Here is a 13,713-nt window from a genome sequence, read left to right on the forward strand (position 1 = left end):
ATGGCCGTCTCTTAAGATGCTGCATCACCGCGCGCGCCACATGGCGCACCACATGGATCGCGTCCCTGCCGCGGCGGCCGAACCATGCGCCAGGAACGCCGGGCGCTCAAGTCCCCCTGCCGGACCGGCAGCCCTGCCGGGAACGCAAGCGCCCTCCCCGCCGGCCCCGGGGGACCGTTCCAGCGAACCTAGGCGACCCCCACCCGCAGCAGATCGAGCACGTGCAGCACGCCCACCGGCCGGCCGGCGCCGTCCACCACGAACAGCACGGTGATATTCTCGGTCTCCATCATCCGCAGCGCGTCGCTGGCCATGGTCTTGCCGTCGACCGCGCGCGGCGCGCGGGACATCACGTCTTCCACCGGCCACAGCATCAGGTCGGCGCGCATGTGGCGGCGCAGGTCGCCATCGGTAACGATGCCGACCAGCCGGCCGGTGACGTCCACCACCCCCACCACGCCGAAGCCCTTGGCCGACATGATGACCACCACATCGCCCATGGCGGTGCCCACCGGCACGATGGGCATGTTGTCGGCGCCGTGGGCGATCTCATCCACCAGCACCAGCTGCGCGCCGAGCTTGCCGCCGGGATGGAAGACCTTGAAATCGGTGGCCGAGAAGCCGCGACGCTCCAGCAGCGCGATGGCGAGGGCATCGCCGACCAGAAGCTGGAGCATGGTCGAGGTGGTCGGCGCCAGATTGTGCGGGCAGGCCTCCAGCACCTTGGGCAGGTTGAGCGGCACCGTGGCGTTGCGGGCGAGCAGGCTGGCGCCGTTGGAGGTCACCGAGATCAGCGGCACCCGGAACCGCTTGGCATAGGCCAGGATGTTGCCGAGCTCGAGGGTCTCCCCCGACCAGGACAGGCAGATGATGACGTCCTGCGGCCCGATCATGCCGAGGTCGCCGTGGCTGGCCTCGGTGGGGTGGACGAAATAGGCCGGCGTCCCGGTGGAGGCCATGGTCGCCGCGATCTTGCGGCCGATATGTCCGCTCTTGCCAATGCCGGTCAGGATCACCCGGCCGGTGTGGTTGCCGATCAGTTCGACCGCGCGCGCCAGGTTTGTCGCGAACTCCGGGTCGGTATCGATCTTGTCCGAAAACGCCCTGACACCGTCGAAAGTCCGGTTCACCGTATTTCGAATAGATTCCAGGGCCGATGTCATGCAAACCTCGAAGTGATGCGGATGCCGGTACAATCGAACGGCACCGGACAATCGGCGGATCGATCGCCCGGTGTTCTACGTTGCTGTTCCTTGCCGTTCAAGGGCGCCGCCGCCACAACCGACATCCACGGCCAGCGCCATCGCCAGCCATGACGGTCCGGCGCGCATGCATCGCCGACCGATGCGACGATCGCCCATACGTGCGCGCTTCATGCAATGGAACTGTCAGTCAATGAAACGGTCAGTGCTGATCGGCAGCTTGGCTCAATCAACGGAGCCCTGACCGGGAACTGGTGGAGCCAGGCGGAATCGAACCGCCGACCTCTTGAATGCCATTCAAGCGCTCTCCCAACTGAGCTATGGCCCCTCAGGGGAGGCCGGTAATTGCCATAGGTGATTTGGGATGGCAACCCCGACAAAACCCGCTCATCGCCAAATGCAGGACATATCCACAACCAGACCGCAAGCCTGTGGACAGAGGATCAGGGCGCAGAGAGATGGCGCGCGCACCGACGCCCAGCGCGCAGGGGGGGGATCGACGAAGGGTGGCCCGGACCGGGTGGCGCGCCGGCAGATCGGCACTGGCAGACAGGCAAGGCCCCCTCGCACGTGGCGAGACGAAGGGCGCATGTCAGGAACCGCGTTCCGCCGCATCAGGATGGCGACGCACGGACGGGGACTTTTCAGGCCGAATGAGTTTGGGATGCCGGAAGAGCGATCCGCCTGGGGCGGATCAGAAATTTGGTGGAGCCAGGCGGAATCGAACCGCCGACCTCTTGAATGCCATTCAAGCGCTCTCCCAACTGAGCTATGGCCCCACCGGGCCGCGGGTGCATGCGAGAAGCATCTGAAACCGATCCGGTTTCTGCTTCGTCGCACGCGGGGAAGCCCCGCGGCGGGAGCTCGGCGACTCATGTTCGCCGAGCGAGAGCGGCCTTAAAGCACAGGCCGCGGTGGACTTCAAGCCTCTTCGTCGTCTTCGCGACCTTCGTTGATGAGGCCGGTCACGTCGTCGCCGTCGTCCTCGTCTTCCTCAAGGAAGGCGTCTTCATCTCCGGCCTCGATATCCTCGTCGATATCCGCATCATCGGCCACGCCGGCCTTGGCGGTGCCGGAGGCTTCCTCGTCGGCCTCCTCCAGGCTGATCACCTCGGCGGCGGTTTCCTCGCCGTCTTGATCATCGGCGGCGGCGGCATCCTCCACACGGCTGGCGCTGGCACGGGCGACGGGCTCGAAATAGGACCGGGGATAGGTTTCGCCCGTAAACGGAGAAACCACCGGATCCTTGTTCAGGTCGTAGAATTTGCGCCCCGTGACAGGACAGACGCGCTTGGTGCCGAGTTCAGGCTTCGCCACGGCAAAGTTCCTCGGTAGGGCTGTAACAGAGCGTGCTCCATTGAAGGTTTGAACGATTGGTGTCAAGGCTCAATCTTGCGGCCCAACACGCCCGGCCGCCCCCAGAGCGCGCGTGGCACAGGCCGAACGGCTGTGTTACACGGTCGCGCGCCCGATAAGACAAGAATGGCGCGGCGCCCCACGCCGGCGGCGTCCCCTCGCCCGAGGCCCGATCGAACATGTCCAGTGCTCCCGTTTCCCCCTTCTCCCCCCCAGCCGCCGGCGGCGCCCACGGGAGCGGTCCGGCCCAGCCCGCCACGGCGCGCCGCTCGCCCCCGCTCGGCGGCACGGTGCGGGTGCCGGGCGACAAGTCGGTGTCCCACCGCGCCCTCATCTTCGGCCTGTTCGCGGAAGGGCGCACCCGGATCACCGGCCTGCTCGAGGGCGAGGACGTCCTGAACACCGCCGCCGCCTGCCGCGCCCTCGGCGCCACCGTGGAGCGGCTCGGCCCGGGCGAATGGGTGGTGGACGGGGTCGGGCCACGCGGCCTCTCCACCCCCGCCGCGCCCCTGGACTTCGGCAATTCCGGCACCGGCGTGCGGCTGATGATGGGGGCGGTGGCGGGCCAGGACATCACCGCGACCTTCGACGGCGACGCCAGCCTGCGCCGCCGGCCCATGAAGCGCGTGCTCGACCCCCTCCTGGCGATGGGGGTGGAGGTGGTCGCGCTCGCCGAGGGCGGTCGCCTGCCGCTCACCCTCAAGGGCTCCTCCCGCCTCGCCGCCGCCACCTATGAGACCCCCGTTCCCTCGGCCCAGGTGAAATCGGCGGTGCTGCTGGCCGGCCTCGGCGCTGATGGCGCCACGGTGGTGGTGGAGCGCGAGGCGACCCGCGACCACACCGAGCGCATGCTCGCCCATTTCGGCGCCGACGTGGTGGTGGAGCCGCATGGCGCCGCCGGCCGCCGCATCACCTTGCAGGGACACCCGCGGCTGAAGGCGGCACCGGTGGACGTGCCGGCGGACCCGTCCTCCGCCGCCTTCCCGCTGGTGGCGGCGCTGCTGGTGCCGGGGTCCGAGGTGGTGCTGACCGACCTCATGCTGAACCCGCTGCGTACCGGCCTCATCACCACCCTCCAGGAGATGGGCGCCGACATTGCCGTGCTCGACGCCCGCAGCGAGGGCGGGGAGACGGTGGCCAGCCTGCGCGTGCGCCATTCCCGCCTCGTCGGCGTGGAGGTGCCGCCCGAGCGGGCCCCGGCGATGATCGATGAATATCCCATCCTGGCCGTGGCCGCCGCCTTCGCGGAGGGCGACACCGTCATGCGCGGGCTCGCCGAGCTGCGGGTGAAGGAGAGCGACCGGCTCGCCGCCGTGGCCGATGGGCTGGCCGCCTGCGGCATCGCCCACCGGGTGGAGGGCGATGACCTCATCGTGTCCGGCGCCGCCGGCGTCACCGGCGGCGGGCCGGTGAAGACCCACATGGACCACCGCATCGCCATGGCCTTCCTGGTGCTGGGCCTTGCCAGCGACGACGGCGTCGCGGTGGACGACATCTCGTTCATCGCCACGTCGTTCCCCACCTTCCTGCCCATGATGCGCGCGCTCGGCGCGCAGATCGACTGAGTCGCCGATGATCATCGCCATCGACGGGCCGGCCGCGTCCGGCAAGGGCACCCTCGCCCGCCGGCTTGCGGCGCATTTCGGCTTGCCGCACATCGACACCGGCCTGCTCTATCGGGCCGTGGGCGCCGCCTGCCTGAGCGCCGATGTCCTCGGCGACGATGCCGCCGCCGCCCGGATCGCGGCGACGCTCGACCTGGCGGCGCTCGACGCCGACGCCCTGCGCAGCGCCCAGGTGGGGGAAGCCGCCTCCCGCGTGGCGGCGGTGCCGCAGGTGCGCGCCGCGTTGCTCGACCTGCAGCGGCGCTTCGCCGCGCAGCCGGGCGGCGCGGTGTTGGACGGCCGCGACATCGGCACGGTCATCTGCCCCGACGCGCCCGCCAAGCTGTTCGTCACCGCCGCGCCGGAGGTGCGGGCGGAACGGCGATACAAGGAATTGCTCAGGCGCGGCGAGAGCGTGACCTACGCCGAGGTGCTGGCCGACATCCGCAAGCGCGACAGCCGCGATTCGAGCCGGGCCTCGGCACCGCTCACCAAGGCCGACGACGCGGTGCTGCTCGACACCAGCGGCCTCGGCATCGAAGACGCGTTCCAGGCGGCGCTCCGGCTGGTGGAAGGCCAGCTCCAGCGCGCGTGAACGCAGGCGCGCCGGTTCAGGAACCCGCCGGCGCCGGCTGATCCTCGGCGGCGGTCGCCCCCGTCGGCGCCTCGCTCGCCGACCGGCGCCGCTTGCGCCAGGGCACCGCGATGAAGGCCAGGTCGTCGAGCACGTCCAGCAGCTTTCCGGCCTGCGTCAGCTCGCGGTCGAGAGCGGCCATGGTCCGCGACAGGCCCGGCTCCGCGTCATCGAGCCACACCTCGACCACTCGCGCGAACAGAACGGCCAGCCCCTTGGCCCGCACCGCGCCCGACAGGCCGGTGCAGCCGATGCCTGCCGCCGCCAGCATCCAGCGCTGCGACCCGGCGGAGAGCCGCAGCAGCTTCAGCCCCAGCAGCGGATGGCGCCGCGCGCCCGCCATGAGGCTGCGGACCGCGTCGCGATGGGGCTCCAGGGCATCGAGCCGGCGCATCAGCACCTCGAACACGCGCTCCCTCGGCCCCTCCCCGGCGAAATCGTCCGCGTCCGGGCCGCCCTCGGCCAGCACATGGCGGTCGGTGGCGCGGAAGAATTCGGCGAGCAGATCGTCGATGCCAGCATAGGACGCGCGCATCTGCGACAGCGACACGCCACTCGCCGCCGCCACGTCGGCAAGGTCGATGCGCCACGGCGGGCGGGTGGCAAGAAGCTCCAGGAAGCTGCGCAGGCAGGCTTCGCGGGTGGTCTCCGACGTCATCGCTCGCTCCTTGGCTCGTTCCTGCATCCCGATCCGTGCCGCCCCGGCCCCCTGGGCGCCAATGCCGGCCGGACGCCCTGGCCGGCGCGCCTCAGCCCGCCAGTTCCTTGCCGCGACGGGTGGCCGCCGCAACCGCGTCTTCCATCAGCGGGCCGAAGCCGCGGGCCTCATGCATGAGAACGGCAAGGGCGGCCGCCGTGGTGCCCCCGGGAGAGGTGACATTCTGGCGCAGCGTGGCGGCCGGCAGGTCGGAATCATCCAGCAGCGCCCCGGACCCGGCGACGGTGGCGCGGGCGATGCGGGCCGACAGGTCCGCCGGCAGGCCGGCGACGCGCCCCGCCTCCGCCAGCACCTCCGCCAGCAGGAAGACATAGGCCGGCCCGGAGCCTGAAACGGCGGTGGCGGCATCCATCAGGGCCTCGTCCTCCACCCACTCGACACTGCCGATGGCGCCCAGCAGCGCATCCGCCAGCGCGCGGCCGGCGGCGGACACGCTGGCGCTCGGCACGGCGACGCTGACGCCACGGCCGATGGCCGCCGGCGTATTGGGAATGGCGCGCACCAGCGGCGTGCCCTCGGGGAAATGGTCGGCGAGGAAGGACAGGGTGCGGCCGGCCATGACCGAGACCACCAGCGTGCCGGGGCCGGCCAGCGGCGCCACCTGCGGCACCGCGACCGGCGCCACCTGCGGCTTCACCGCCAGCAGCAGCACCGCCGGGGACGCCACCAGATGGGCCGGGGGATTGACGCGGATGCCCCGCGCCTTGAGGGCGGCGCCGACGGCTTCCGGAAGATGCGGATCGATCACCACCGCGAGGTGGGGCGGCAGGCCGAGCTTCAGCCAGCCATCCAGCATGGCCCCGCCCATCTTCCCCGCGCCCAGCAGCACCACAGGGCCGGGCAGGTCCTTCAACACCACGTCGCTCATGATCGCCTCGCATCGCGGGTGGCCGCCACCGGCGCGGCGGCCCCCTTCGATGCCTGCTTTAAGCCAGCCGCGCGCGGGGGGAAACCCGCACGCGCTTGAACCGGTCCGGCGTCAGGCCTCGCCGACCGTGTCGAACAAGGCGGTATCCATGGCCTCGCGGGCAGTCTTGCCGGCCCACACCACGAACTGGAATGCCGGAAAATAGCGCTCCACCGCGTCGAGCGCGGCATCGACGATGGCCTCGCACTGGCGATCGGAGGCGGTCGCGCCGCCCGCCAGCACCAGGGCGTGGCGGAACATGATCACGCCTTCCTGGGACCAGATGTCGAAATGGCCGAGCCACATCTGCTCGTTGATCATGGCCAGCAGCTTCAGCACTTCCGTGCGGCGGCCATCGGGCACCTTGAAGTCGAACGCGCAGGCGACGTGCAACGCCTCCAGCTCATCCATCCATTGGAACGACAGATGGCAGTCGGTCCAGCGGCTGGCGAGCGAGAGGGTGATCTCGTCCTCGTCGGAGCGCTCGAAGGACCAGTCGTGGACAGCCGCAAGCTGCTCCACCAGATCCACGGGGTTCGCCGGCGCTTCGGCTTCGATGTCGATGAGTGACATGCCTCGACCTCTCGGAGTGAGGGACGCGGAGATAAGTCGAACACGGCAGGGGCGCGACGCCGCCGGGGCGACCAAGCCTTGGGCATGCGCGGCACCGCGTGCCGTGGGACACATACCATCCAGACCTGCAGTGTCCAGACGGTCCTCTCGGAGACGCACCCCATCCGGGCCTGCCCTCCCGGGGCTCGCCCAAGGTGAGTGCGCCAGGCGAGGCTACGCCCCGTCGTACGCCCGCGATACGACGAACCGGCTCCGAATCGCCACGAAAATCAGTATATCGCGGGTAAACATGGCATCGCCACGACGGATTGTGTGCACCCCGGAGGCATGCACACAAAATATGCCGAATCAGGAAACGTGGCCGCCGCCAAAGCTCTCGTCATAGGGCTGAGCCGGCGTCTCGCCCGCCGGGGCCGGCGCTCCGGCCGCCGCAAGCCGGGCCTCAAGGGCGCCGATGCGTGCCTCAAGGCGTTCGTTCTCCTCGCGGGCGGCCACCGCCAGATCCTTCACCGCCTCCAGTTCCTCGCGCTTCACCAAGTCCATGTCGCGCAACAGGCGCTCGATCTGGGAGCGCATCACCGTCTCGGCCTCGCGGCGCACGCCCTGCGCCACTCCCGCGGCATCGTTCACGAGGCGGGCCATCTCGTCGAAAAAGCGGCCGGTGGTCTGGGTCATGGCGGTCTCCTGCGGCGATGCGCGCTCAGCGGCGGCGAGGCGCCGGCGCGCCGGCGAGCGCGGATGCGGCGGCGCATCGATCTGCGCAGAACATGGCGAGAGCGCGCCGCCGACGCAAGGCCCGCGCCAGCGGCGCCCCGTCGCCGGTACGGTACCGGCGCGCGTCCTTGACGCGACCGCCCGGCCCGCGCCAGATGCGCCCCGCCCGCGGCCCCGGCGCGCCAGTTCAGGAACCCACGGAATGCTCGCCCTGCCCTTCCCCGCCATCGACCCGGTCCTGGTGGAAATCGGCCCCCTGGCCATCCGCTGGTATGCGCTGGCCTATATCGCCGGCCTGGTGCTCGGCTGGCTGCTCGGCCGCCGGCTGGTGGCCAGCCCGCGTCTGTGGGGCGGCACCTCGCCCATGCAGCCGCAGGATCTCGACGACGCCCTGTTCTGGGCCACCCTCGGCGTCATCCTGGGCGGGCGCATCGGCTACGTGCTGTTCTACAACCTGCCGCATTTCGCCGCCCATCCGGCCGACATCATCGCCGTGTGGAAGGGCGGCATGTCGTTCCACGGCGGGCTGGCGGGCACGCTGCTGGCGCTCGTCCTGTTCGCCCGTGCGCGGGGCATCGCCATTCTCTCCATGCTCGACGTGGCCGGCGCGGTGGCGCCGCTCGGCCTGCTGTTCGGCCGCATCGCCAACTTCATCAATTCCGAGCTGTGGGGCCGGCCGGCCGACGTGCCATGGGCGGTGGTGTTCCCCAACGGCGGCGGCGTAGCGCGCCACCCCAGCCAGCTCTACGAGGCCGGCCTGGAGGGGGTGGCGCTGTTCATCGTCATGATGGTGGCGGTGCGCCTGGGTGCCTTCAGGCGCCCGGGCCTCGCCGCCGGCCTGTTCGGCATGGGCTACGGCTGCGGCCGCATCGTCGGCGAGTTCTTCCGCGAGCCGGACGTGCAGCTCGGCTACCTCGCCTTCGGCACCACCATGGGCATGTGGCTGTCGGTGCCGCTGGTGCTGGCCGGGGCGGCGCTGGTCGCCTACGCCTGGAAGCGCGGGCGGGTGGCGTGAGCACGGCGCTGGCGGCGGAGATCCGCGCCCTCATCGCCGCCGAGGGGCCAATGCCGGTGAGCCGCTACATGGCATTGTGCCTCGGCCATCCCCGCCACGGCTACTACATCACCCGCGATCCGCTGGGCGCCGGCGGCGACTTCACCACCGCGCCCGAGATCAGCCAGATGTTCGGCGAGCTGCTGGGCCTGTGGGCGGTGGCGACCTGGCAGCAGATGGGCGCCCCGCCCCGCTTCGTGCTGGCGGAGCTGGGCCCCGGACGCGGCACGCTGATGGCCGACGCGCTGCGCGCGGCACGGGTGGCGCCCGCCTTCGGCGCGGCGGCCCAGGTGCATCTGGTGGAAACGAGCCCGGTGCTGCGCACCGCCCAGCGCCGCGCCCTCGCCGACCGGGCCGTGCAATGGCATGACCGGGTGGAGGACCTGCCGCCGGGACCGGCCATCGTGCTGGCCAACGAGTTCTTCGATGCCCTGCCGGTCGACCAGTACGTGCGAGCCGCCGATGGCTGGCATGAGCGCCGCGTCGGCCTCGACGCCGACGGGCGGCTGGTGTTCGGGCTCGATCCACGCCCCTCGCCGCTGGCGGCGGCGTTCGCGCCGCGCGGGCCGGCGCCGGAGGGAGCGGTTCTCGAACGCATGGAAAGCGGCCCGGCGCTGGCCCTCGCCCGCCACCTTGCCGCCGGGGGCGGCGCCGCCCTGGTGGTGGACTATGGCCATGCCGGCGGCTTCGGCGACACGCTGCAGGCCCTGTCCGGCCATGCCTTCGCCGATCCTCTTGCGGCGCCGGGCGCGGCCGACCTCACCGCCCATGTGGACTTCGCCGCCCTCGCCCGCATGGCGGCAGGCCAGGGCGCCGCCGCCTTCGGCCCGGTGCCGCAGGGCGAATTCCTGCTGCGCCTTGGCCTCGGCGCCCGCGCCGAGCGGCTGATGGCGGACGCCGGCCCCGATGGCGAGGACGCCATCGCCGGCGCCGCGCTGCGGCTGGCGGGAACCGGCGATGGACAGATGGGTGCGCTGTTCAAGGTGCTTGCGCTTGCCGCCCCGGCCGTAGGCACGCCCCCCGCCTTCGCCCCGGAGGAGGCCGCGCGTGGCTGACCCCGGCGCGCCTCCGGCCGCCGCGGCCTTGAGCCCCAGCAGCCCGGCCACCTCGGCGTTCGCCGGCTGGGTCAGCAGCGTCGCCGGCGGCCCCTGCTGCACCACCCGCCCCTTGGAGAGAATCACCAGATGATCGGCGGCCAGCGCCATCTGGCGGTCGTGGGTGGAGGCGAGGATGGCCGGGCGATCGGCGCGGCTGATGGCCACAAGCTCCGCCATCACCTCGTCGCGGGTGACCGGATCGAGCGCCGAGGTGGGCTCGTCGAGCAGCAGCAGGTCGGGTTCGCGCGCCAGCGCCCGGGCCAGCGCAACCCGCTGCTGCTGGCCGCCGGACACTTGCCGCGGCCGCCGCTCGGCAAGTCCGGCGAGTCCGAACGCTCCAGCAGGGCCAGCGCCTTCGCCTGGCGCGCCGGGCCATCGAGGGAGAAGGCCACGTTCTGCCAGGTGCTCAGGTGCGGAAACAGGCAGAGCCCCTGCGGCACGTAGCCGATGGGCCGGGCCTGGGGCGGCAGGCCATCGAACGGCTGGCCGCTGGCGGGAAGGAGGCCGGCCAGGGCCTTCAGCAGCGTGGTCTTGCCCTCGCCGGAGCGGCCCAGCAGCACGGTGAGGCCCCGCACCTCGAACGCCACGTCGAGGGGCACCGGATGGTCGGAGCGGCAGGTGATGTTCATGCCGGGCCCTCCCAACGCCGGGTGAAGACACGCATCAGCAGCGGCACCGGCATGGCCAGCAGGAAGAACGCCCACAGCAGCGGATAGACCGCCTGCAAGCCAAGGTCCTGCAGGTTCACCCACAGCTTCACCGGCATGCCCTGCGGGAAGTAGGCCACCACCAGCACGATGCCGAATTCGCCCACCGCCCGCACCCAGGCCACCGCCAGTCCCATCAGGAGACCCGGCGCGGCCAGCGGCAGCGTGACCCGCCACAGCAGCGCCAGCGGCCCCCGGCCGAGGGTGAGGCCCACCTGTTCCAGCTCCAGCGGCACGCTTTCGAAGGCGGCGCGGGCGGCGATGACATAATAGGGCCCCGCGCCATAGCAGGTGGCCAGGATGAAGGCCGGCGGATTGTTGGTGAGCACCAGCCCGGCCCGCTGCAGCAGCCCGCCGGCCGGACCATAGGGGCCATAGAACGAGGCCAGCAGGATGCCGAGCGCCAGCGGCGGCGACAGCAGCGGCAGCAACAGCAGCACGTCGGCAATCCACTTGCCGCGAAACCGGCTGCGCGCCAGCCACCAGGCGAGCGGCGTGCCCAGCACCACGATGATGGCGAGCGAGACGGCGCCATAGCCCAGCGATACGCCGATGGCGTCCCAGTCGCCATCGGCGGGCTGGAAGCTGGACCAGTCGGTGGCCGTGGCAAGCGTGGCGAAGGGCGCCACCATCAGCGCCAGCACCAGCGCCGCGAACACCGCCACGGCACCAAGCAGGCGGGAGCCGGCAAAGCCGGTTTCGAGCGACACAGCGCGCGCGCCGCTCAGATCCTGTCCCCCTTGGGCGGACCATAGCCATTGTCGGAGAACAGCTTCTGGCCTTCGGGGCTGTTGAGGAAAGCCAGGAAGGCCGCCGCCCCGGCGGGATTGGGCGCATTTTTCAGCACCGCGGCGTAAAACACCATCGGCTGGGGTTTCACCACCTGCGGCTTGCCGTCCTTGCCCGGCAGATCGAAGCTCACCGTGTCGTACCAGGAGGCCGCGAACGCGGGGTTGGAGAGGTTGATCTCGTCCGGCAGGGTGAGGAACGGCAGCTTGGCGGAGACCGCCGCGCTCTGATAGCCGGAGGTGGCGTCCACCTGCCCGGCCTCCAGGCGCGTCATGGCCGAGCCCTCAGCGAAGATCTGCTGGTCGTTGTAGACGCCGCCGAGCACCTTGCCCATCAGGTCGGGCTGGTTGTAGTAGCGCTGCGCCAGCAGGAAGGTGAAAATGATGTTCTGGCCTGCGGGTCGGTGGCGGGATCGGTGCGGCCGAACTTCACCGCCGGATTCTCCAGCACCTTCCACCATTCGGCCTGGCCCGCCCGCGCCGCCTCGAACGCCGCTGCGTTGGGGCCGCTGGCGTTGTAGACGATGACCATCGCCGTGCTCGCCACCGGCACCGCGCCATCCACCAGCCCCGCCGCCCTGAGGATCTCGATGGGCCCGGGGGTGATGGACACGAACACGTCGGCCTGGATCTGGCCGCCGGCGACAAGCCGTGCCAGGCCGTAGGCACCCTGGCCGATGCCCTGCACCGGCGCTCCCGTCTGGGCGGTGAAGGCGGGGCCGATGGCACGATCCATCACCACGCCCATGGAGCCGGCATAGGCCACGCGCACCGGCTCCGCCGCCCGCACACCCGTCATCCCCAGCACCAACAGGCCCAACGCCAGCGCCACGATCCGCATGCCAGTTCCCCCGCCCATGGCCGGTGGCCGGGGATCCGGCCACGCCCCGGCGGCGGGCGATGCCGCGCGCCGGTGTCCAGGCACTTACTATATCCACATGGATATAGCTTTCAGCAAGCGGGCGACCCGCGTCGGCGGCACCGAGGGAAGCCGGAGGGGCCTGCAGGGGGGTCACGGGCAGCCACGAGCGGTCGCAGGCGCTGCGGGACGCTGCGTCAGGCGCGCCGGGTTGCGGGCTGTGGCCATGTGGCGCAGGCTCAAGACGGCGGCGGTGGCGGGCTTGCGTCCCGTTAACGCCGACGCGCTACAGATCGCCGATCCATGGCGCCGGCGCGCATCACCGCCCCGGGACGACGCAGAAAGACCGACCATGAAGATCGAGGCTCCCTCCCTCGCGGGCCTGCCCGGCATCCGCCACGCCTTCTTCACCCGCCAGGGCGGGGTCTCCACCGGCCTTTACGCCAGCCTCAACGGAGGCATGGGCTCCCATGACGACCCCTCGGCGGTGCGGACCAACCGTGCCCGCATGGCGGAGGCGCTCGGGCTGGCGCCGGACAACCTGCTCGCCTGCTGGCAGGTGCATTCGCCCGACGCCGTGCTCGCCACCACCCCCTGGACCCGCGAGGACGCCCCCAAGGCCGACGCCATCGTCACCGCCACCCCGGGCCTGGGTGCCGCCGTCTCCATCGCCGATTGCGGGCCGGTGCTGCTGGTGGAGCCGGACGCGCGGGTGGTGGCGGCGGCCCATTCCGGCTGGAAAGGCGCCATTGGCGGCGTCATCGGCGCCACCGTGGCGCTGATGGAGGCGCAGGGCGCCCGGCGCGGCGCCATCCGCGCCGTCATCGGCCCGCTCATCCGCCAGTCGAGCTACGAGGTGGGCGAGGACTTCGTGACCCGCTTCCTGGCGGTGGAAAAGACCTATGCCCGCTTCTTCGCCCCGGCCGACCGGCCCCACCATGCCCTGTTCGACCTGCCCGGCTTCATCCGCCAGCGGCTGGAGGATGCCGGCGTGCACCAGGTGGAAGACCTGATGCTCGATACCTATACCGACGCGGCGCGCTTCTACTCCTTCCGCCGCGCCACCCATCGCCAGGAGGCCGATTACGGCCGCCTGATCGCCGCCATCGCCCTGGTGCCCGATGCGCGCTGACCTTCGGACCGGAGCCCGGCCCATATCCCCACCGCCCCGCGCGCGCCTGCGCCGCGCCCTGGTCCTGTGCGGCCTTCTGCTGGCGGCGCCGGCCGCCGCCGCACCCGATTTCGCCGACGGGCTGATGGGCGGCCCCGACACCTGGACGGTGTCCGGCCTTGCCCCCGGTGCCACGCTCAACCTGCGCGCCGCGCCCTCCACGCGGGCCGACATCCGCGCCCGGCTCGCCAACGGCACCCGGCTCGCCAACAGGGGCTGCGTGCTGCGGCAGGGCCGGCGCTGGTGCCACGTGGCCCCGCGCGACACCGGCGCGCCGGACGGCTGGGTGAGCGGGCGCTACCTGCGCGAAGCCGTCGATTGACGCCGCA

Annotated in this window: 13 protein-coding genes, 2 tRNA genes and 2 pseudogenes; 6 read left to right on the forward strand and 11 right to left on the reverse strand. The window is 71.5% G+C overall.

The genetic code is table 11. The annotated features are described in order from the left end of the window. Positions 1 to 188: 188 nt before the first annotated feature. From V5F53_RS12580 to V5F53_RS12595, 4 genes are all read right to left on the reverse strand, one after another. Complete coding sequence (locus tag V5F53_RS12580) at positions 189 to 1,163, reverse strand: KpsF/GutQ family sugar-phosphate isomerase (RefSeq protein WP_393997782.1); 975 nt, start codon at positions 1,161 to 1,163, stop codon at positions 189 to 191. Between the two features lie 291 nt (positions 1,164 to 1,454). After that, positions 1,455 to 1,530: transfer RNA gene (locus V5F53_RS12585), tRNA-Ala, on the reverse strand. A 375-nt stretch (positions 1,531 to 1,905) separates the two neighbouring features. Further along, positions 1,906 to 1,981: transfer RNA gene (locus tag V5F53_RS12590), tRNA-Ala, on the reverse strand. A 142-nt stretch (positions 1,982 to 2,123) separates the two neighbouring features. Next, a complete protein-coding gene (locus V5F53_RS12595; protein ID WP_393997802.1) occupies positions 2,124 to 2,519 on the reverse strand; it encodes a TIGR02300 family protein in 396 nt (131 codons plus the stop codon). A 218-nt stretch (positions 2,520 to 2,737) separates the two neighbouring features. Here V5F53_RS12595 and aroA point away from each other — a divergent pair, with 218 nt between their 5' ends. Further along, positions 2,738 to 4,123, forward strand: a complete 1,386-nt coding sequence (gene aroA, locus V5F53_RS12600) for a 3-phosphoshikimate 1-carboxyvinyltransferase (RefSeq protein WP_393997783.1) — start codon at positions 2,738 to 2,740, stop codon at positions 4,121 to 4,123. 7 nt (positions 4,124 to 4,130) lie between these two features. Then, complete coding sequence (cmk, locus tag V5F53_RS12605) at positions 4,131 to 4,757, forward strand: (d)CMP kinase (RefSeq protein WP_393997784.1); 627 nt, start codon at positions 4,131 to 4,133, stop codon at positions 4,755 to 4,757. Positions 4,758 to 4,773: 16 nt separating this feature from the next. Here cmk and V5F53_RS12610 read toward each other — a convergent pair whose 3' ends face one another. The 4 genes from V5F53_RS12610 to V5F53_RS12625 all read right to left on the reverse strand — a co-directional run bounded on the left by V5F53_RS12610 (position 4,774) and on the right by V5F53_RS12625 (position 7,669). Next, positions 4,774 to 5,454, reverse strand: coding sequence for a TetR/AcrR family transcriptional regulator (locus V5F53_RS12610; protein ID WP_393997785.1), 681 nt, complete (start codon positions 5,452 to 5,454; stop codon positions 4,774 to 4,776). 91 nt (positions 5,455 to 5,545) lie between these two features. Beyond that, on the reverse strand, positions 5,546 to 6,382 hold the full coding sequence (gene proC, locus V5F53_RS12615; RefSeq protein ID WP_393997786.1) for a pyrroline-5-carboxylate reductase: 837 nt from the start codon (positions 6,380 to 6,382) through the stop codon (positions 5,546 to 5,548). Positions 6,383 to 6,493: 111 nt separating this feature from the next. Further along, positions 6,494 to 6,994 (reverse strand): type III secretion system chaperone family protein, encoded by a 501-nt coding sequence (locus V5F53_RS12620; RefSeq protein ID WP_393997787.1) that lies wholly within the window; start codon positions 6,992 to 6,994, stop codon positions 6,494 to 6,496. A gap of 348 nt (positions 6,995 to 7,342) precedes the next feature. Next, complete coding sequence (locus tag V5F53_RS12625) at positions 7,343 to 7,669, reverse strand: accessory factor UbiK family protein (protein ID WP_393997788.1); 327 nt, start codon at positions 7,667 to 7,669, stop codon at positions 7,343 to 7,345. Positions 7,670 to 7,910: 241 nt separating this feature from the next. On the opposite strand from V5F53_RS12625, the gene lgt reads away from it, so the two are divergent. Together lgt and V5F53_RS12635 are read left to right on the forward strand one after the other, a co-directional pair. Continuing rightward, positions 7,911 to 8,723 (forward strand): prolipoprotein diacylglyceryl transferase, encoded by an 813-nt coding sequence (gene lgt / locus V5F53_RS12630; RefSeq protein ID WP_393997789.1) that lies wholly within the window; start codon positions 7,911 to 7,913, stop codon positions 8,721 to 8,723. Then, on the forward strand, positions 8,720 to 9,817 hold the full coding sequence (locus V5F53_RS12635; protein WP_393997790.1) for a class I SAM-dependent methyltransferase: 1,098 nt from the start codon (positions 8,720 to 8,722) through the stop codon (positions 9,815 to 9,817). The genes lgt and V5F53_RS12635 overlap by 4 nt, the downstream gene beginning before the upstream one ends. Positions 9,818 to 10,033: 216 nt before the next feature. Here the strand turns inward: V5F53_RS12635 and V5F53_RS12640 are convergent. From V5F53_RS12640 to V5F53_RS12650, 3 genes and pseudogenes are all read right to left on the reverse strand, one after another. After that, positions 10,034 to 10,488: pseudogene (locus V5F53_RS12640) on the reverse strand (ATP-binding cassette domain-containing protein); the annotation flags it as partial. Beyond that, on the reverse strand, positions 10,485 to 11,276 hold the full coding sequence (locus tag V5F53_RS12645; protein WP_393997791.1) for a molybdate ABC transporter permease subunit: 792 nt from the start codon (positions 11,274 to 11,276) through the stop codon (positions 10,485 to 10,487). The gene V5F53_RS12645 and the pseudogene V5F53_RS12640, both read right to left, overlap by 4 nt. A 14-nt stretch (positions 11,277 to 11,290) precedes the next feature. After that, positions 11,291 to 12,213, reverse strand: a pseudogene (locus V5F53_RS12650) (extracellular solute-binding protein). 352 nt (positions 12,214 to 12,565) lie between these two features. Between V5F53_RS12650 and pgeF the strand changes: the two are divergent. Beyond that, positions 12,566 to 13,345, forward strand: a complete 780-nt coding sequence (gene pgeF, locus V5F53_RS12655) for a peptidoglycan editing factor PgeF (protein ID WP_393997792.1) — start codon at positions 12,566 to 12,568, stop codon at positions 13,343 to 13,345. Further along, on the forward strand, positions 13,335 to 13,706 hold the full coding sequence (locus tag V5F53_RS12660) for an SH3 domain-containing protein (protein ID WP_393997793.1): 372 nt from the start codon (positions 13,335 to 13,337) through the stop codon (positions 13,704 to 13,706). The genes pgeF and V5F53_RS12660 overlap by 11 nt, the downstream gene beginning before the upstream one ends. Positions 13,707 to 13,713 lie beyond the last annotated feature (7 nt).

Origin of the sequence: Xanthobacter cornucopiae (assembly GCF_043195065.2) — a bacterium.
In the GTDB taxonomy this organism is placed as follows: Bacteria; Pseudomonadota; Alphaproteobacteria; order Rhizobiales; family Xanthobacteraceae; genus Xanthobacter.